Source organism: Stenotrophomonas sp. GW821-FHT09E08 (assembly GCF_059416125.1).
The window spans coordinates 150,235-167,436 of sequence record NZ_JBWKOO010000007.1; the positions used below are offsets into that span (position 1 = coordinate 150,235).

Consider the following 17,202-nt stretch of genomic DNA (forward strand, 5'->3'; position numbering starts at 1 on the left):
GGCGTCATTCTGTGGGCAAGCGCACTACGGAGATCCGAACATGAATTCGACCATGAAGGCCGCTGTCGTGCGCGAGTTCGGCAAGCCACTGGTGATCGAGGAAGTCTCGGTACCACGCCCGGGGGCGGGCGAGGTACTGGTCAAGATCGAGGCCTGTGGCGTCTGCCACACCGACCTGCACGCCGCCGAGGGCGACTGGCCGGTGAAACCGAACCCGCCGTTCATCCCCGGTCACGAGGGCGTGGGGCACATCGTGGCCGTGGGAGGCGGGGTAGGGCACGTCAAGGAAGGCGACAGGGTCGGCATCCCCTGGTTGTACTCGGCGTGTGGCCATTGCGAGCACTGCCTGGGTGGCTGGGAGACGCTGTGCGAAACGCAGCGCAATACCGGCTACTCGGTCAACGGCGGCTTCGCCGAGTACGCACTGGCCGATGCCAACTATGTCGGCCTGCTTCCGAAGGAAGTGGGCTTCGTCGAGATCGCGCCGGTGCTGTGCGCCGGCGTGACCGTCTACAAGGGCCTGAAGGTTACCGATACCAAGCCAGGGGACTGGGTGGTGATTTCCGGCATTGGTGGCCTCGGCCACATGGCGGTGCAGTACGCCCGCGCGATGGGCCTGAACGTGGCTGCGGTGGATGTGGACGACAGCAAGCTGGCGTTGGCCCGGCAGCTCGGCGCGCAGATCACTGTCAACGCGCGCACCACCGATCCCGCCGCCTTCCTGAAGAAGGAAATCGGCGGCGCGCACGGTGCGCTGGTCACCGCGGTTTCGCCGAAGGCGTTCGAGCAGGCACTGGGCATGGTCCGCCGTGGCGGCACCGTCTCGCTCAATGGCCTGCCACCCGGCAATTTCCCGCTGGACATTTTCGGCATGGTGCTCAACGGCATTACCGTGCGTGGCTCGATCGTCGGCACCCGGCTGGACCTGCAGGAATCGCTGCAGTTCGCCGCCGAGGGCAAGGTCGCGGCCACGGTCAGCACCGACCGCCTGGAAAACATCAACGAGGTGTTCGCGCGCATGCACGCGGGCACCATCGAAGGCCGCGTGGTGCTCGACTTCGCCGCCTGACCGCCTGTGCATGGCCGTCGTCGCTCCGTTCCCCTCTCCCACGGACGCGGCGGCCATGCCTATCCATCGGTAGGGCCGGCCGCTGGCCGGCATCCCCAGGCACTTCGCGCAGCCGTACAATGCGCGCATGCCCGGCCTGCTCAAGACTCTGTTCCTGTCCCTCGTCGCCCTGATCGGCGGCGTGCTGTCGCTTGCGCTGGTCAGCAGCGTCGCCAGCTGGCTGCCCCCATTGTTGGGCCTGTCACCGGACAGCAACAGCGTGCAGCTGGGATGGGACCTGGCCTTCAGCGTGCTCGGTGGCGTTGCCGGCATTTCCTTCGCCACCTACTACGCGCCATGCTGGCCGCGTTCGCATGGCTTCTCGATCTGGTCGCTGATCGCACTCGGATGCGGTTACGCGATGTGGACCGCCGGCGCGGATTTCCCACTCTGGTTCATCATTTCGCTGCTGGCGTCACTGCCGCTGCAGCTGTTGGCCGGCTGGTGGTTCGGTCGCCGCGCGTCGCGCGATCCGCGCTGAGCGCATCCAGGTAGTGCCGGCCGCTGGCCGGCAACCTCGGCCATCCTACAGTTGCCGGCCAGCGGCCGGCACTACCGCTTCAGCGACGGCAGCGTCTGCTTCAACCGTTCAATGCCCTGCCATGGGTCACCCTTCAGCCGCTTGGCACGCGCCAGCGCCTTGGCCATCGGAAACGCGTCAGCCGCGCTCACCCGGGCCAGCTCTTCCCAGCGCAGCGGCACCGCCACGCCCGCACCATCGCGCGCGCGCAGCGACCACGAACAGACGCTGGTGGCCCCCCGCGTATTGCGCAACCAGTCGATGAAGATGACGCCATTGCGCTTGGCCTTGCTCATCGTCGCCACGTAGCGATCAGGCTGCTCCAGCGCCATTGCCTGCGCGAACGCCTCGCAGAACGCCTTCGCCTCGTCCCAGCCTGCCTTGGGCTGCAGCGGCACCACCACGTGCACGCCCTTGCCACCGGACAGGCGTACGAAGCTCTTCAGGCCCACCTGCTGCAGGCGGTCACGCACATCGCGTGCACCGGCTTTCACCTGTGCCCAGCTGACGCCTTCGCCGGGATCGAGATCGAACACCAGGCGATCCGGATGCTCTGGATCGATCACGGTCGCGCCCCACGGATGCAGCTCCAGGGTGTTCATCTGCACCAGCTGCAACAGGCCCCGTGCATCGTCGATATAGACATAATCCTCGCGGCCGCTCTTCTGTTGCAGCGGAACCGCGTGCACGGCATCGCCCAGGCCGGGACCGTGGTGCTTCTGGAAGAAGCAGGCCTTGCCCACGCCGTCCGGGCACCGGAGCAGTGACAGCGGACGTCCGGCAAGTTCGGGCAGGATCCAACGCGTCATGCGCTGGTAGTAGTCGGCCACGTCGCCCTTGCTCAGCTTCTCCTTTGGAAACACCACCCGCTCTGGATGAGTGATCTGGACCTCGCCTCCGGCTTCGATATCGGCTGTGCTCACACCCAGATCCTCCTTCTGCTTGTCGCTGCGCAGCCGCTTGAAACTGGCCTGGCGCAGCAGGCCTTCCTTGCCCCAGCCACGGAATGCCACCTCCGCCACCGTCACCGGTTTCACCCAGCGCACGCTGGCGGCACGGAACGGCACATGCGCTGGCAGCTGCAGCACGGGTGCATTCACTGCCAACGGCTGCAGCGCCTTGAGCAGCGCGCGCAGGCTATCGTCGTCGAAGCCGGTGCCAACGCGGCCCACATAGCGCAGGCCAGCCTTGTCCGGCGTGGCCAGAAGCAGCGAACCAAATCCCACCCGGGAACCCTTGGGTGCCGTGTGGCCGACAATCACGAACTCGTCGGTGTCTTCGTGCTTCACTTTGACCCAGCTGCGCGCGCGGGTGTTCACGTAGGGAGCATCCACCTGCTTGCTGACGATGCCCTCGAAGCCGGCCTCGCCGCTGGCATCGAATACCTGCGGTCCGTGGTCGATCACGTGCTCGCTGAAGGCCAGGGTGCCGGGCGCTGGCCCGATCAGATCCTTCAGCAATGCCTTGCGTTCGAGCAAGGACGAACGGCTGATATCCGCACCGGCCACACCCGGAAGATCGAACACGATGTAGCGCAGCGGTTGTTTCGAACTACCGTCGATCACCCGCTGCAATGCCGCAAAGTCACTGCGTCCTTCCTTGTCCAACACCACCAGCTCGCCATCCAGGCGCGCATCGCGCAGCGGCAGCGCCTGCACGGCCTGCACGACCTCGGGAAAATCCGCCGTCCAGTCCAGGCCGTTGCGGGAGCGGAGCTTCACCTCACCATCGTGCAGATCGGCCAGCAGACGATAACCATCCCACTTGATCTCGTGCAGCCAGCGCGCGCCGTCCGGCGCGCTGTCGCGATGATCGGTCAACTGCGGTTTGAACGCGCGTGGATAGGGCGTATCGCGTGCACCGTCCAGTTTCAGCGCGCGCGCATGCCAGCGCGCATCAGCCTTGCGTGTGGTCGTGCGTGCGGCAGGTGCAGCACGCGTCGCCTTCTCTGCGGAACGCTTCTTCGCCGCAGGCGCTCGTTTCGGCATCGGTGCCGTCAGCAGGTCATCCGCTTCGGCATCGCGCGCTTCCTCGTCACCGCGCTTGATCAGCAGCCACTGCACCTGACGCCCTTTCATTGCCGTACGCACAAGCTTCCAGCCACCGGCCAGGCGTTGCCCGTGCAGCACGAAGTCGATCTTTCCAGCCGCCAGCGCCTGCAGTGGATCACCTTCACAGGCCCAGGTGCCGTGATCGAAGACATCCACGTGGCCAGCACCATAGTGGCCTTCAGGAATGTTTCCCTCGAAGCCGGCGTAGGACAACGGGTGATCTTCCACTTCCACGGCCAGCCGCTTCTCACCGACGCGCAGCGAAGGCCCCTTCGGCACGGCCCAGCTCTTCAGTACACCGTCCATTTCCAGGCGGAAGTCATAGTGACGCGAGCTTGCATGATGCAGCTGGATGACGAAGGTCGGCCGCCGCTTCGGATCACCGCGTGCGGGCGTGTCGTCAGGCTCCGGCGTCTGTCCGGCGCCACCACCCAGTCTGCGCTTGCGCCGGTACTGGTGCAGCGACATGGTTCAACCTGCCTTGCGCCGCGTGGTCTTCTTTGCGGCCTTTTTGGTGGCCTTCTTTGCCACCTTCTTCGCCGGTGCCTTGCGCGTTGCCGTCTTCTTCGCCGGCGTGCGCTTGTTCGCGTCCAGGCTCTTCTGCAGCAACGCCATGAAATCCACCACATTGGTGGTGGCATCTTCACGCGGTGCGGGCTCGTCTTCCACCCGGGTAGTGCCGCCCTTGGATTTGATGCGCTTGTTCAATACCAGCTGCAGACGCTCGCGGAACTCATCGTGATACTGCGAAGGATCCCAGTCGCCGGCCATTGACTCGATCAGCTGTTCGGCCATCGCTGTTTCCTTGCTGGTGATGCGATAGTCGGACAGTTTTCCGGTGGGCAGCTTGTAGTCCTCGGGATCCACCAGCTCCTGCGGATAGCGCAGGATCATCAGCACCAGCGCGTCCTGCTGCGGCATTACCGCGCACAGGTACTCGCGCGTGCGCACCACCACCCGTGCAATACCCACCTTGCCGGTACTGCGCAGCGTTTCGCGCAGCAGCACATAGCCCTTTTCGGCCTTCTTGCCGGGCACCAGCAGATACGGTTTCTCGTAGTAGCGTGGGTCGATCTGCGCCGCGTCCACGAACGATTCCACTTCCACCGCTTCGTGGCTTTCCGGCGCTGCCGAACGGATATCGCCTTCCTCCAGCACGACGTAGCTGCCCTTGTCGTACTCGTAGGCTTTGACGATGTCCTTCCACGGCACCTCCTCGCCGGTATCGGCGTTGACCCGCTCGAAGCGGATCGGCTTGCGGTCACGGGAGTCGAGCATGCGGAACTGCAGATCGACCTTGCGTTCGCCGGACATCAGCGACACCGGCACGTTGAGCAGGCCAAACGACAGCGTGCCGGTCCAGATCGGGCGAGCCATGGGTGCACCTTTGGCGGGGCAGGGGGCCCAGAGTGGGCCGGAGGGCGTAAACCAGCCGTGTCCGTGCCGTGCACGTGGGTTCTACGGAACACGGTAGTGCTGGCCGCTGGCCGGCAACCACAGCACACCTGAGCGTGTACGCAGAACCCCTGCGCTACTGCAGCAACGGCCTCACCGCTGCCGCCGGGATATGGTCCAGTGCGCGCCACGCATCTTCCACCACCGGCCGCGCCTGCGACCAGCTCAAGCGCGAGTGCCCACGCATCTGTTCCCAGTGCTCGGCCAGCTCCTCGCAGGTATCGGCGGCGTCACCGCGCGGCCAGTCGGCGGCATGCGTGGTCAGCGCGAAGGCGTAGACCGGGCAGAGGTCACGCCAATTGCGATGGCTCTGGCCACGGCGCTCTTCGTAATCGCTCAGCATGTACTGCAGGTAGTCCTGCGCCACCGCCTGCGGGTCCTCATGGCGACGCGTGCGGCGCTGAGCTGTACGCTGGCCGAGCGGATCGAGCAGGGCGTTGAACACGGACGGTGCGGGTCGTTCAAGACGGGGCATGGCCGGCTCCTGCAGCGGGGGCGGGTGGGCAGGAATACGCGCGATCCCGTTACCGGGGGGTGAGCGAGATGTTCATGACGCCAGGTTCGCGGCGGCTTTACCTTGTGAGGGGTGTAGTGGGAGCCCCCGAGCGCAGGTAGCCAGATCATGAGCCGAGAGACCTCCCGTGACCCGCTGCGGGAAAACCACCCACCCATTCCCGGCGAGCAGCGCGGTAAGCGCGATGCCGACAACGCCGACTACCGCGGCACCGGCGCACCGTTCTTTGACGCCGAACACGGTGGCGAGCATCTGCCGGTGAAGCACGAGTCTGAACAGGCCGCACAGGACCGCAAGGACGGCGGCGACCGCCATCGTGGGGGCCAGGAAAGCCCGCTCAAGCGCCGCGAACGCAAGCAGCATGCCAGCGACAACCAGGACGAGGCGCTGGAGGAGACCTTCCCGGCCAGCGACCCGACCTCGCCGTTCGTACCGGCCAAGGCCCCCGACTAAAGGGTAGCGCCGGGCCATGCCCGGCGAGCGCTCGGCGCAGCGCTGGACCCACCGGGCATGGCCCGGCGCTACCGTTGGAAGGGCGTCACCGCCACGACCACTGCAGCCCGAGGCTGGCCCGCCGTCCCGGTCCCGGCTCGTAGAAGCGGCCATTGCCGTCATTGACGATCACCGAGCCGATGTAGGCCTGGTCCAGCACGTTCTCCAACCGCGCGAAGGCACGCAGTTCACCGCCCGGCAGGGTCCATCGGCGCCCGCCTTCCAGGTGCAGCAGAGCGAAACCGGGCGCGCGCGCCGTAGCCACGTCATTGACCACGGTATCGGTGCTGGCCGAGGCCTCCAGCGCCCACTGCCAGTCGGCGGGGCTCCACTGCAGGCGGGCGAAGGCCTGCTGGCGTGGCACGCCGGGCAGACGGCTACCCACTGCGACGCCGGTGTTCGAGGTCAGGTACGGCGAGCGCACCTGCGCCTGCAGCCAGGTCCAGGCCAGCTGCAGTTCCAGCTGTTCGGCCAGCGGCTGTCGGTACTGCAGCTCCACGCCCTGGCGACGGGTGCGGCCGATGTTGCGATAGGTGCTGCGTCCTCCGATATTGCTGGCAACTGCCAGCTCATCGTCGGTATCTGCGCGGAACAGGCTGATATCGAGCTGGGTTCCATCCTGTGCGCGCCACTTGCTGCCAATCTCCAGATTGCGGCTGCGCGCGGCCGCCAGATCCAGCGCCAATCCCGCCTGGCCGTCGGCGCGATAACCCAGCTCGTTGAAGGTAGGCGTCTCGAAGCCCCGCCCCACGGCGGCGTGAAGCCGCCACTGCGGGCTGGCCTCGAAGCTGACCCCTGCCACCGGCGTGGTTGCTTGGTAGCGGCGGCGGCCGCTGTCGTCCGGATTGCGCCCGGTGACGTAGCGGTCATCGGATTCGAAACGCACCGCGCTGTGGCGCAGCCCGGCCAGCAGCGACCAGCGTGGGCTCCACTGCCACCAGGCCTGGGCGAACTGGTCGACGTTCTGCACGGTGTCGATCTGGTCTCGGCGCAGGCGCCCACGCACGCCCAGGGTGCTGCCGATGAAGTTCTCGTAGCCGGTACGGTGCTGGCGCTGGCGGTCGGCGCTGAGCCCGGCCACCAGATCCAACGGGCGGCCGGCGAGATCGCCGTGCCAGCCCCAGCGCGCGTCCAGCCCGCCATAGCCTGCGTCCAGATCGATCACGCCGCCCGCATGCAACGGGTTGGCCTGTGCGGTCGGCGGAATCGGCAGGTACTGGGTGACCTCACGCTGCCCGGCATAGCCCATCAGCTGCCAGCGTTGAGTGTCGGTTTCGCGGGTCCAACGCAACCCAGCCTGCTGCTGGCGCACCGATTTGCGGGTGTTGTACTGGTGCGCCACCGCAGTAGCCTGCCGTGGATCCGCAGCGACCTGCGCGCGGGTCAGGCCCAGTGGATCCTGTGCGTCCGGCGCATCCAGCGCGTTGAGCAGCAGCTCCAGTCGCCCACCGCCCAGATCGCCGCCAATGCGCGCAGTGAGTGATTCGCGGCGCGCGCGGCTGTGTTCGCGCCAGCCATCGGTGCGGAAGTGATTGGCGGCGATGTTGTAGTCCAGCCCGTGGCTGGCTCCCTTCAGCTGCGTGCCGACGCTGAGCGTGTTGTCGGCACCCGAGTTGAGGCGCAACCGCCACGGGTCGCCAGCCTGGCCCTGCGCGCTCCACACCTGCAGCACGCCGCCGGAGGAGTTGCCGTACAGCGCCGAGAACGGCCCGCGCAGCACCTCGATGCGTTCGGCACCCAGCAGGCTGGCATGCGACAGCTGGCCCTGGCCATCGGGCATGGTCGCGGGCACCCCGTCGATCAACACCCGCACCCCGCGCACACCGAAGGTCGAGCGCGCGCCGAAGCCTCGGATCGACAGCTGCGTGTCCTGGGCGAAGTTCTGCCGGTCGCGCGCCAGCAGTCCCGGCACCCCGGCCAGTGCCTCGGACAACTGCACGCTGTTGCCCGCCCGGCCGGTGTCGATCCAGACCGTGTCCTGGCTGGCCGGCAGCGCGAACGGGTCGATACCCGGCACCCGCGCCGCCTGCACCTGCACGGCGGGCAGGGCGGTGGGCGCAGGCTCGGCCATGGCCGCCAGTGGCGACAGCAGCAGGGCGGACAACGGCAGGCAGTGGCGTCGTGCGGCGGGATTCATGATTCAGGTTGATGGATCGGGCGGCAACGCACGCCATGGTACGGGGACACGGATGACGATGGCGGCGGCCAGCCCCGGCAGGCTTTGTTACGATGGGCTGTTTCCGGCCGAAAAGCCGCAGACCGCGTGGCGCAATTCCTCCCCCTTTCCGTCTACCGAACGAGTACCGCCGTGTCCTTCTTTGCAAACGTGGAACTGGTCCCAGGCGACCCGATCCTGGGCCTGACCGAGGCGTACAACGCCGACAGCCGCCCGACCAAGGTCAACCTGGGTGTGGGCATCTACTACGACGAGAGCGGCCGCATTCCGCTGCTGCGCGCCGTCAAGCAGATCGAGCAGCAGCTCGCCAACGAGGCCAAACCGCGCGGCTACCTGCCGATCGATGGCCTGCCGGCGTACACGCAGGCGACGCGTGAGCTGGTGTTCGGCAAGGACTCGCCGCTGCTGGCCGCCGGCCGCGTCACCACCGCACAGACCGTCGGTGGCAGCGGTGCGCTGCGTGTCGGCGCCGATGTGCTGAAGAAGCTGCTGCCGCACGCCACCGTTGCACTGAGCAACCCGAGCTGGGAAAACCATCGCGCGGTGTTCAGTGCGGCCGGTTTCGAAGTGGTGGATTACACCTACTTCGACCCGACCACTCATGGCGTGAACTTCGATGGCCTGCTGGCCGACCTCGGCAAGCTGGAAGCCGGCACCGTGGTGCTGCTGCACGCCTGCTGCCATAACCCCACCGGCGCCGACCTCACCGTCAGCCAGTGGAAGCAGGTCGCGCAGCTGCTGAAGGACAAGCAACTGTTCCCCTTCATCGACATGGCCTACCAGGGCTTCGACAAGGGCATCGAGCAGGACGGCGCCGCCGTTCGCATCATCGCCGAAGCCGGCATCGACAGCTTCATCGTCGCCAACTCGTACTCCAAGTCGTTCTCGCTGTACGGCGAGCGCGTGGGTGCGTTGTCGATGGTGGCGCCGACCGCTGCTGACGCCAAGGCCGTGCAGTCGCAGGTCAAGCGCGTGATCCGCACCATCTACTCCAGCCCGTCCACCCATGGTGCCGCGCTGGTGGCAGGCGTGCTGACCAACCCGGAACTGCGCGCGATGTGGGAGCAGGAGCTGACCGAGATGCGCGAGCGCATCCATGCCCTGCGCCAGGGCCTGGTCGAGAAGCTGGCCGCCGCCGGTGCGCCGCAGTTCGGTTTCATCAACGAACAGGCCGGCATGTTCTCCTACTCCGGCCTGAGCCGTGAGCAGGTCGAGCGCCTGCGCGACGAGTTCGGCATCTACGCCGTCGGCACCGGCCGCATCTGCGTGGCCGCGCTGAACCAGAACAACCTGGAATACGTCGCCAAGGCCGTGGCCACCGTCGCCAAGAGCTGAAAAAACGTTGCACGTGCTTGAAAACAAAGGCGCCGAAAGGCGCCTTTGTTTTTTTGCATTTGCCCCTGCCTTTGCCACACCCACCGCGCTCGCGGCGAACCCTGAAGCGCGTGGGAGGGGGAGGCGATGCAGGACCGTTGGCGCCATGGATGGCGCCATCGAGCTTACATGGACGTACTTGCAGCGTGTCCTGCATCGCCTCCCCCTCCCACGAGCCTCGACAAAAGGAAGGCGCCACGAGCGCAACGCATCTGGAAACGATTACGCCTTCCCGCGCTCACGCACGGCCCCGCCATACGGGCGACAATAGGCGTTTTCCCGCTGCCGAGACCTGCCCGCTCATGTCCCGTACTTCGTTGACCCGCTTCCTGATCCAGGAACAGCACGCCGGCCGCATCAACGCCGACCTGCGCCAGCTGATCGCGGTCGTCGCCCGCGCCTGCACCAGCATCTCCATTGCCGTCAGCAAGGGCGCCCTCGGTGGCGTGCTCGGCGACGCCGGTACCGGCAACGTGCAGGGCGAAGCGCAGAAGAAGCTGGACGTCATCAGCAACGAGATCCTGCTCGAAGCCAACGCCTGGGGCGGTCATCTCGCCGCTTGTGCTTCGGAAGAAATGGACCACAGCCAGCCGGTGCCGGACATCTATCCGCGTGGCGACTTCTTGCTGCTGTTCGATCCCCTCGATGGCAGCTCCAACATCGACGTCAACGTTTCCGTCGGCACCATCTTCTCGGTGCTGCGCTGCCCGACCAATGTCGAACTGCCGGGCGATGACGCGTTCCTGCAGCAAGGCAGCAAGCAGATCGCCGCCGGCTACTGCATCTATGGGCCGAGCACGCAGCTGGTGCTGACTGTCGGCCACGGCACCCACGCCTTCACCCTGGATCGCGAGAAGGGTGAGTTCGTGCTGACCACCGAGAACATGCAGATTCCGGCGGCCACCCAGGAATTCGCCATCAACATGTCCAACCAGCGTCACTGGGAAGCGCCGATGCAGGCGTACGTCGGCGATCTGCTGGCGGGCAAGGAAGGCGCGCGCGGCAAGAACTTCAACATGCGCTGGATCGCCAGCATGGTCGCCGACGTGCATCGCATCCTGACCCGCGGCGGCATCTTCATCTACCCGTGGGACAAGAAGGATCCGTCCAAGGCCGGCAAGCTGCGGCTGATGTACGAAGCCAACCCGATGGGTTTGCTGGTAGAGCAGGCCGGCGGCGCCGCCTGGACCGGCCGCGAGCGCATCCTCGACATCCAGCCCGACCAGCTGCACCAGCGCGTGCCGGTGTTCCTCGGTTCGCGCGAGGAAGTGGCCGAAGCCGTGCGCTACCACCACGCGCACGACGACGCGCAGGGCTGAGGCAAGTCTCCCGACAACGGTCATGGCAGAACGATGACATGACCGTGGGGTGACACCGAGGGCGGCAAACGGCACCATCAAGCCATTGCCGCCTAAGGAATGCACGCATGCACGAGCAGGGCCCGGTCGATTTCATCGAAGTCATCCACAACGCCGTCCCCAGCGAGGTCTGCGCGGCGATCGTTGAGCGCCTGCGCGCCACGCGTGGCCTGCAGCCCGGTGCCGTAGGCAGTGGCGTGTTCCCGGAACTCAAGCACAGCAAGGATCTGCGCATCAGTGGGCTGGACGGCTGGCAGGATGTCGATCAGCAGCTGCAGATCGCAGTGTTCAATGGCCTGCTGACTTATCTACGCCGTTATCCACAGGCGTTGATCGCACCGCTGATGTTGCAGATCCAGGACAGCAACGGCCAACCGCGACGCCTGTCTGCCGAGGACTTCCCCGACATGCCGCCGCAGCAGCTGGCCGATCTGGCCCGCACCTGCCTGCGCCCGGGCGCGATCAACCTGCAGTGGTATGCGGCAGGCGAGGGCGGCTACCCGTACTGGCACTGCGAGCTGTACCCGAAGGACGCGCAGGCCGAGACCCTGCACCGGCATGTGCTGTGGACGCTGTACCTTAACGACGACTTCGAAGAGGGCGAAACCGAGTTCCTGTTCCAGGGGCGGAAGATCGCGCCGCGCACCGGCAGTCTGCTGATTGCGCCGACTGCGTTCACTCATACCCATCGTGGCAACAGGCCGCAGGGCGGCGACAAGTTCATCGCGACCAGCTGGATCCTGTTCCAGAGCGCGCAGAAGTTGTTTGGGGGTGGGTGATACAAGCTGGTCACTCGATGATCTCAGCGCCCACGCTTGAATCATGGAGCACGCCGGCCAGACCCTGTGCCGTGGCGCGAGCGGTTGGTGCTATCCCCTAAGGCAGACCGCTACCCGGGCTGCCCTCGCTGATAAGAGAATCCCCAGGTGCTGGCACTCCCTCCCATGCGTCCAGCTGACCCAGCGATCTCTGAATGGCATTCAATTCGTAACTGAACTCGCGCATCTTGCAGTGGTCCTTCCAGCCCGCTGGGCTATCGAGATCAAAGCGTGCGTTGATGCGGACCCGCATCAGATCGGCGGACTTCTTGAGGATCTCGACGCTACCGGAAACAGCCTTTCCGTAGCATCCAGTGCTGCCGGGTCTCAAGCTAAGGCCAGTGCTGTAGACCGCCCTGCCTTCACTGCTTGGCAAATCAAGCACATCGCCTTCAGCCAGATTCGAGCGAAGGATCAACGTCAGCTTCTTGTACCTTTCGTTTTCGACTTCAGGCGCTGTGTATTCACGCAAAGCCACCACTACATTGTTTCCATCAACAATCCGGTGACAGGCAAGGGCAACCTCCCTGAAGTCAGTCGTATCACAGCCCGCCACATCAGAGTTGGCGTTGGAGACATAGAAGGCACTGACCTTCTGGTTGCCAGGAAGCGATGCGCACGCACTGCAGGCCAGGACCAGAGCAAGCGTAGTCAACCACCTAATTTGCACAGGTGCACTCCCCAGGAATACTGGCTCGTTCAGTTCGAATGTTTGCCTCCCTGGCCAATTTCTCATGGCCTTTTCCAAATGCTCCGCGCAGCCCCCAGTTCGGGTGAAGAACCTCATGAACGATAGTGTCATACAGCGAACTCATCAATCTTTGGTCAAGTTGGAAACATCAGATCTACTTCACTCTTCTTTGCCAACGCGTAAAGGCAATCGATATCGGCCTGGGTAAGTCCATGGGGCTCGACGTATCGCATAGGGTTCCCCGATAGATGGGAGTAAGTGTTCATCCCTCCCGCCAACCCAATCGGATCACTCTGCACATACCGCCCCGCGCTCGCGTCGTAGTCGCGGAAATCGCGCCGCGCACCGGCAGCCTGCTGACCGCGCCGACTGCATTCCCCCCAACCATCGTGGCAACCGGCCGCAGGACGGGGACAAGTTCATCGCGACCAGCTGGACCCTGTTCCAGAGCGCGCAGAAGTTGTTTTGGGGGGTGAACGTCCGGTCTGCTCGACGCTACGCAATCTACTTCCGCCCATATCGCTCCGGTCGCTCCCGCACGGTGGGCAGCTTGGCGTTCCGCGAATGGAAGCACATGGCGGGTACCCAATGGGGATCACTTCCGCGATCAGCTCAGCGACACCCAGAGCCATCGCGCGGTCAGGACGCCTACAAGAGGAACTTATCCCGCGGGTGTCACATCAGTCATCGTGAGCACGTACCAGATGGCGTACACCACCTGACACCGTTCCGAGACAACCTCCACACCACAGCTGCTGCATCGCGTACGAGTCTTCCTCTCGATCGCCTGGTGGACCGGGGACCTCCGCCCGGCGGCGCACATGACGGCTCCGTGCGGCGCGGTCCGGATGGTCAAGCTGAAATGCCGTTGTCCAGATGTCCTTGATGTAGGGGTCGGAGCAGCGACTACGACGGAAGCTATCAGCCTGACTCCAATTACCTTTTGGGGGGATTCGCCTCTTCAAAAGGAGAATCGTCGCCACCCGGTCTCCCCTCCCACGCTCGCAGTTCGGCGATGTCCGCGCTGTCGGCCTTGATTGCACGATGGATGCTGACAGGAGCGTCACAGTCTTCCGGCCAATCCAGAGGGCTTGCGAGTGTGAAAGTCGTCTCCAACGAAACCTCAATCCAATTCCGCTCGACTGCGTCGACGATGATCTGGCCGGAAGCGGCTGTACTGTAACAGCCACTCTTACCTGCAAAAGCACTCGCACCCTTGCTGAAGAAAACACGTACTCCCTCATCTCCAATAGCGAGGATTTGCCCAGCGCGGAGCACTCCAGGAAGTACTACCGTCAGCTTTGAGAAACTCGACCTGTCGGCATTCCAGGCACGCTTGAACTCCCTCACAGCGACTACGGTTTGCGCGCCATCGGAAATTCTGTGGCACGAGAAGGGCAAGCTTCTCGTATCAACTTCAAGACACTTGTCTTCAATCGATGACGCATGGCTCACAAAGAACGCAGATCGATCCGCTGCGGCTGCTGTCATCGGAAGCCAAGCCAGCATCGCCAACACAATGGATTGCGCGTGCAATCTACTGAGTACAATCACAACGCCTCCGCTGATCCATTCCTTCTGCCTCTCTGTGCGTGCCGCCGCATCCCTGTAGATCTGCGCATGTGGCCCCTCATTGGCCTATCCCAAGCCGGACTTGATGCCAACCGTCTTGTGTCCTAGTTCATGAACAATGGTGTCGTACAGATCCAGCATATCCGCCGGAGTGAGTACTTTAAGATACCGGTCGTCGAGGGTTAGCCTCCTTGCAAGATGATTGTAAACCCAAGCGACATCGCCACCGAGATCTTTGACAGTCAGATCACTTTTTAGGAACTTCAGGTCACGCTCGACGCTTTTTGCACGAGCATAGAGGCAATCAATGTCAGCCTGAGTCAATCCAAGAGGGTCGATATAACTTACTGGGTTGCCTGATACGTAGGAGTAAGTGTTCATGCCTCCCACCAACCCAATCGGATCACTCTGCACATACCGCCCCGCAGTCGCGTCGTAGTCGCGGAAGCCGTTGTACCAGAGCCCGCTCTCGCCATCGTAGTAATGTCCAGGGAAACCGAGTTCCTGTAGCAGGACCGGAAGGTCGCGCCGCGCACCGGCAGTCTGCTGATCGCGCCGACTGCGTTTACTCATACGCATCGTGGCAATCGGCCACAAGGTGGAGACAAGTTCATCGCGACCAGCTGGAACCTGATCCAGAGTGCGCAGAAGTTGTTTGGGGGTGGGTGAGGTCACCGTGCCCCTCCCCATTGGAGCCAGTATCCATGGAAGCTCGTTGTTCCTTCGGTGGATTACCGGGTGCTCGTAGAGCAGTAGTAGTCACCGTCCCTGTCCGAGTCCCAATAGGTTCCTCCATAGAGCTTCACCGTACTGCCTCTTGTCGTCAGCTCTACCGAGTGCGCCAGGCGATCCTCGCAGAAGACCATCAATCGGTAATGGCGCTGCCGTTTGTCTTTCTGCAGTCGCCAGTGCTTCTCTGCAGCTTGTTTGATGAAGAAGGCAGCGCTCTGCTCCGGATCAGATTCGAGTTCGGCGTCGAAAACGACACCCATGAATGTGACCTTCGGTAGGAACCTCACGTTCGTAGGACGGATCCCTGAAGGGAGTTCAAAAGTCTCGGTAGCAGCGCGCAGTTCTGCTTCTGTTGGCTTTCCGGTCCAATCGCCACCTCCGATGGATCCGAACATTGAAAGGTAATTCCCTCCTATCAAGGCAGCAACGACAGCGCATAGAAGCAGATGGCGCAACGGTACCTTTTTCATGGCCCATTCCCCGACTGCCGTTGTTCGCCGCAACTTGAATCCCGCAAGGGTTCAATCGTCTTTGTCCCGAGAACCGAAGCATTGATGCTCGGCTGATCGGTGCGCTTGCGAGGACGACGGCGATACAGGATCCCTCCCGCTACCCCACCAAATACGGCCATGCCGAGGCCGACGAGCTCTTCGATGCCTAGCGCATCCGCTGACAGCAACTTGGCCGCCGTCAGCAGAAGAAAATTCAATGGGAGCATCCACAGGAACGCGATACCCAGCCAGTAGATGATCTTCATTTCAGCTATCGCGTTGTTCCGGATACATTGCCCCTAACCAGCAGGCAGATCTGTTCTGCGTCCACGACTTGAGTTCTTCCATCTCCGGCTCTCGTAGTTGTTCCATGTCGTTTCCATCGTGTTGGCATAGCAAGACGAGCTCTCAAGCTGGCCCGATCCACGCCGCCTGATCAATAGCTGCCGGGTATGTGCCGAGGTCGCACCGTTATCTGGCAGGTCCAAAGGATCCCCAGAGATCGTCGTTGCCTCCTTGCCAGGCACTGAGCTTCTCGACAGGGATTTCCTTGAGTTGACAGGTGAACTGGAGATAAAAGGAACGGTCTTCTTTTCGATAGCTGTTCCACTCAACAGCCGACACTTTGACTTCGAACCGACTATCGCCCTTGTGCGGCTGATGTAGTTCGACGTCCGCTGAATCGGACAGCCAGAAGTCTCCCTTGTGCGCGAAGCCCGCGCCGCCACTTGTCAAGCGCGCATCCACTACCTCCGGCGTCCCTTCCGTCGAAGGCGTGTTTCGCTTCAGGCTGCCTGTGATCTTGGTGTACTGCTGGGAATCGATCACGCCCGGCGACTCCGAAAAGAGGCGCAGCAGAAGAAGGGTGTCCGCGCCCTTGCGCACTCTCTGACTTGTACTTGCCGCCCATAGTCGTTGTTCGAACTCGTCCAGGCCAGCCGGCATGTCAGTGACGACCGTGGCCTGCGGAACGACGATGCATTCATGCACTTTCTCCGCCTGTGCAGGCTGCGTACCGAACACAAGAGGAATGAGGAAGCAGAGTATTTTGACCGACAACTTCATTCTTGGATTCGAGCTCCATATTGAAAGCTGTCTGCCAGAGGTTGGAGAAGATTCACCTGTCGCCACGTGGTTACGCGGAGGTTCGCCCGGGTCTGTTCGTATTGGAAGCTCCCATCCTGTGACTTATCAGAAGGAGCATGAAGAACGCGATCGTCATACCGATAAGCTGGAACTGGATGGAATCCGGGTATCCCTTGCAGTACTCGAACGCAGGGGTGTCGTCCACATGATCGAGGCACTCTCTGACGAGGCGATACAGGGACGATGCTCTGCTGTAGAAATAGACCACCGCACCGACGCAGAGGGCTCGTCCGACTGGAAGAGCCATCGTTCTCAACTGTTCTTTATTCACCCTTTTGCCTCGACTTCCCCACGGCAAGCTTCCGCGATTGACCGGTCATCCTATAGTCGACCGAATCGCTCCCCCTGCTACCGTAGCGGACGGTTGCAACCTCTACAACTCCGCCGGGAGCATATGGATCTCTACAGGCTGAAGTGCGTAAGCTGCGGCGACCACACAGGCTTCGCCGGCATTGCTCCCTCACGCCGGCGGTAGACTCTCCTCGATGATTGAGTCCCCCTTGCCCGGGACACCCTCCCACGCAGGCAAGCGTTCAACCGGAAGCCACACCGCCTTGATGTGCCTATTGAATGCACGGGCGCCGCAGTGGCCCTCCGCAGGCCAACGCCAGCTCCCTGTAGGCAACCGTTGAGCATCCGTCACGACCTGAGTCCGCAGCTGCGACATAGAACTTACTGCTTGTTCTTGTTGGCAGGAAGGCGCA

The 17,202-nt window shown here is 63.4% G+C and carries 15 protein-coding genes and 3 pseudogenes; 8 read left to right on the forward strand and 10 right to left on the reverse strand.

Features of this window, described 5'->3' with window-relative positions:
• Window positions 1-40 precede the first annotated feature (40 nt).
• Window positions 41-1,069, forward strand: coding sequence for an alcohol dehydrogenase AdhP (adhP, locus tag AC07M7_RS11365; protein WP_046985037.1), 1,029 nt, complete (start codon window positions 41-43; stop codon window positions 1,067-1,069).
• A gap of 127 nt (window positions 1,070-1,196) precedes the next feature.
• Entirely contained in the window at window positions 1,197-1,589 is a 393-nt protein-coding gene (locus AC07M7_RS11370; RefSeq protein ID WP_495207417.1) for a hypothetical protein, read from the forward strand.
• A gap of 71 nt (window positions 1,590-1,660) precedes the next feature.
• Here AC07M7_RS11370 and ligD read toward each other — a convergent pair whose 3' ends face one another.
• The 3 genes from ligD to AC07M7_RS11385 all read right to left on the reverse strand — a co-directional run bounded on the left by ligD (window position 1,661) and on the right by AC07M7_RS11385 (window position 5,609).
• Complete coding sequence (gene ligD, locus AC07M7_RS11375) at window positions 1,661-4,147, reverse strand: DNA ligase D (protein ID WP_495207418.1); 2,487 nt, start codon at window positions 4,145-4,147, stop codon at window positions 1,661-1,663.
• Window positions 4,148-4,150: 3 nt separating this feature from the next.
• Window positions 4,151-5,056 carry a non-homologous end joining protein Ku gene (gene ku / locus AC07M7_RS11380; protein ID WP_136640057.1) on the reverse strand — a complete coding sequence of 302 codons (906 nt, stop codon included), beginning with the start codon at window positions 5,054-5,056 and terminating at the stop codon, window positions 4,151-4,153.
• Between the two features lie 154 nt (window positions 5,057-5,210).
• A complete protein-coding gene (locus AC07M7_RS11385; protein WP_004132921.1) occupies window positions 5,211-5,609 on the reverse strand; it encodes a hypothetical protein in 399 nt (132 codons plus the stop codon).
• A gap of 147 nt (window positions 5,610-5,756) precedes the next feature.
• Between AC07M7_RS11385 and AC07M7_RS11390 the strand changes: the two genes are divergently transcribed.
• Window positions 5,757-6,101: a hypothetical protein gene (locus tag AC07M7_RS11390; RefSeq protein WP_046987677.1), complete on the forward strand. Its 345-nt coding sequence runs from the start codon at window positions 5,757-5,759 to the stop codon at window positions 6,099-6,101.
• Window positions 6,102-6,186: 85 nt separating this feature from the next.
• On the opposite strand, the gene AC07M7_RS11395 is transcribed toward AC07M7_RS11390, so the two are convergent.
• Window positions 6,187-8,277: a TonB-dependent receptor family protein gene (locus AC07M7_RS11395; RefSeq protein WP_495207419.1), complete on the reverse strand. Its 2,091-nt coding sequence runs from the start codon at window positions 8,275-8,277 to the stop codon at window positions 6,187-6,189.
• A gap of 171 nt (window positions 8,278-8,448) precedes the next feature.
• Between AC07M7_RS11395 and AC07M7_RS11400 the strand changes: the two genes are divergently transcribed.
• The 3 genes from AC07M7_RS11400 to AC07M7_RS11410 all read left to right on the forward strand — a co-directional run bounded on the left by AC07M7_RS11400 (window position 8,449) and on the right by AC07M7_RS11410 (window position 11,827).
• Window positions 8,449-9,651, forward strand: coding sequence for an amino acid aminotransferase (locus AC07M7_RS11400; RefSeq protein ID WP_495207420.1), 1,203 nt, complete (start codon window positions 8,449-8,451; stop codon window positions 9,649-9,651).
• 341 nt (window positions 9,652-9,992) lie between these two features.
• Window positions 9,993-11,009, forward strand: a complete 1,017-nt coding sequence (locus tag AC07M7_RS11405) for a class 1 fructose-bisphosphatase (protein ID WP_337302982.1) — start codon at window positions 9,993-9,995, stop codon at window positions 11,007-11,009.
• A 107-nt stretch (window positions 11,010-11,116) separates the two neighbouring features.
• A complete protein-coding gene (locus AC07M7_RS11410; RefSeq protein WP_046987680.1) occupies window positions 11,117-11,827 on the forward strand; it encodes a 2OG-Fe(II) oxygenase in 711 nt (236 codons plus the stop codon).
• Between the two features lie 97 nt (window positions 11,828-11,924).
• Here AC07M7_RS11410 and AC07M7_RS11415 read toward each other — a convergent pair whose 3' ends face one another.
• Both AC07M7_RS11415 and AC07M7_RS11420 read right to left on the reverse strand, forming a co-directional pair.
• Entirely contained in the window at window positions 11,925-12,521 is a 597-nt protein-coding gene (locus tag AC07M7_RS11415) for a hypothetical protein (protein ID WP_495207421.1), read from the reverse strand.
• A gap of 170 nt (window positions 12,522-12,691) precedes the next feature.
• Window positions 12,692-12,856: a hypothetical protein gene (locus AC07M7_RS11420; protein ID WP_495207422.1), complete on the reverse strand. Its 165-nt coding sequence runs from the start codon at window positions 12,854-12,856 to the stop codon at window positions 12,692-12,694.
• A gap of 30 nt (window positions 12,857-12,886) precedes the next feature.
• Here AC07M7_RS11420 and AC07M7_RS11425 point away from each other — a divergent pair.
• A pseudogene (locus AC07M7_RS11425) lies at window positions 12,887-13,029 on the forward strand (2OG-Fe(II) oxygenase); the annotation flags it as partial.
• Between the two features lie 1,166 nt (window positions 13,030-14,195).
• On the opposite strand, the pseudogene AC07M7_RS11430 reads toward AC07M7_RS11425, so the two are convergent.
• A pseudogene (locus AC07M7_RS11430) lies at window positions 14,196-14,582 on the reverse strand (RHS repeat-associated core domain-containing protein); the annotation flags it as partial.
• Window positions 14,583-14,621: 39 nt separating this feature from the next.
• On the opposite strand from AC07M7_RS11430, the pseudogene AC07M7_RS11435 reads away from it, so the two are divergent.
• Window positions 14,622-14,798 (forward strand): annotated as a pseudogene (locus AC07M7_RS11435) (2OG-Fe(II) oxygenase); the annotation flags it as partial.
• Between the two features lie 62 nt (window positions 14,799-14,860).
• On the opposite strand, the gene AC07M7_RS11440 reads toward AC07M7_RS11435, so the two are convergent.
• From AC07M7_RS11440 to AC07M7_RS11450, 3 genes are all read right to left on the reverse strand, one after another.
• Entirely contained in the window at window positions 14,861-15,331 is a 471-nt protein-coding gene (locus AC07M7_RS11440; protein WP_495207423.1) for a hypothetical protein, read from the reverse strand.
• Window positions 15,328-15,618: a hypothetical protein gene (locus AC07M7_RS11445; RefSeq protein WP_100447254.1), complete on the reverse strand. Its 291-nt coding sequence runs from the start codon at window positions 15,616-15,618 to the stop codon at window positions 15,328-15,330. The genes AC07M7_RS11440 and AC07M7_RS11445 overlap by 4 nt, the downstream gene beginning before the upstream one ends.
• Window positions 15,619-15,823: 205 nt before the next feature.
• Window positions 15,824-16,417, reverse strand: a complete 594-nt coding sequence (locus tag AC07M7_RS11450; RefSeq protein WP_495207424.1) for a hypothetical protein — start codon at window positions 16,415-16,417, stop codon at window positions 15,824-15,826.
• Window positions 16,418-17,202 lie beyond the last annotated feature (785 nt).

Bases quoted from the DNA above. Each gene is read 5' to 3' on its own strand.
- adhP (WP_046985037.1), top strand. From the start codon at position 41: ATGAATTCGACCATGAAGGCCGCTGTCGTGCGCGAGTTCGGCAAGCCA.
- AC07M7_RS11370 (WP_495207417.1), top strand. From the start codon at position 1,197: ATGCCCGGCCTGCTCAAGACTCTGTTCCTGTCCCTCGTCGCCCTGATC.
- ligD (WP_495207418.1), bottom strand. From the start codon at position 4,147: ATGTCGCTGCACCAGTACCGGCGCAAGCGCAGACTGGGTGGTGGCGCC.
- ku (WP_136640057.1), bottom strand. From the start codon at position 5,056: ATGGCTCGCCCGATCTGGACCGGCACGCTGTCGTTTGGCCTGCTCAAC.
- AC07M7_RS11385 (WP_004132921.1), bottom strand. From the start codon at position 5,609: ATGCCCCGTCTTGAACGACCCGCACCGTCCGTGTTCAACGCCCTGCTC.
- AC07M7_RS11390 (WP_046987677.1), top strand. From the start codon at position 5,757: ATGAGCCGAGAGACCTCCCGTGACCCGCTGCGGGAAAACCACCCACCC.
- AC07M7_RS11395 (WP_495207419.1), bottom strand. From the start codon at position 8,277: ATGAATCCCGCCGCACGACGCCACTGCCTGCCGTTGTCCGCCCTGCTG.
- AC07M7_RS11405 (WP_337302982.1), top strand. From the start codon at position 9,993: ATGTCCCGTACTTCGTTGACCCGCTTCCTGATCCAGGAACAGCACGCC.
- AC07M7_RS11410 (WP_046987680.1), top strand. From the start codon at position 11,117: ATGCACGAGCAGGGCCCGGTCGATTTCATCGAAGTCATCCACAACGCC.
- AC07M7_RS11440 (WP_495207423.1), bottom strand. From the start codon at position 15,331: ATGAAAAAGGTACCGTTGCGCCATCTGCTTCTATGCGCTGTCGTTGCT.
- AC07M7_RS11445 (WP_100447254.1), bottom strand. From the start codon at position 15,618: ATGAAGATCATCTACTGGCTGGGTATCGCGTTCCTGTGGATGCTCCCA.
- AC07M7_RS11450 (WP_495207424.1), bottom strand. From the start codon at position 16,417: ATGAAGTTGTCGGTCAAAATACTCTGCTTCCTCATTCCTCTTGTGTTC.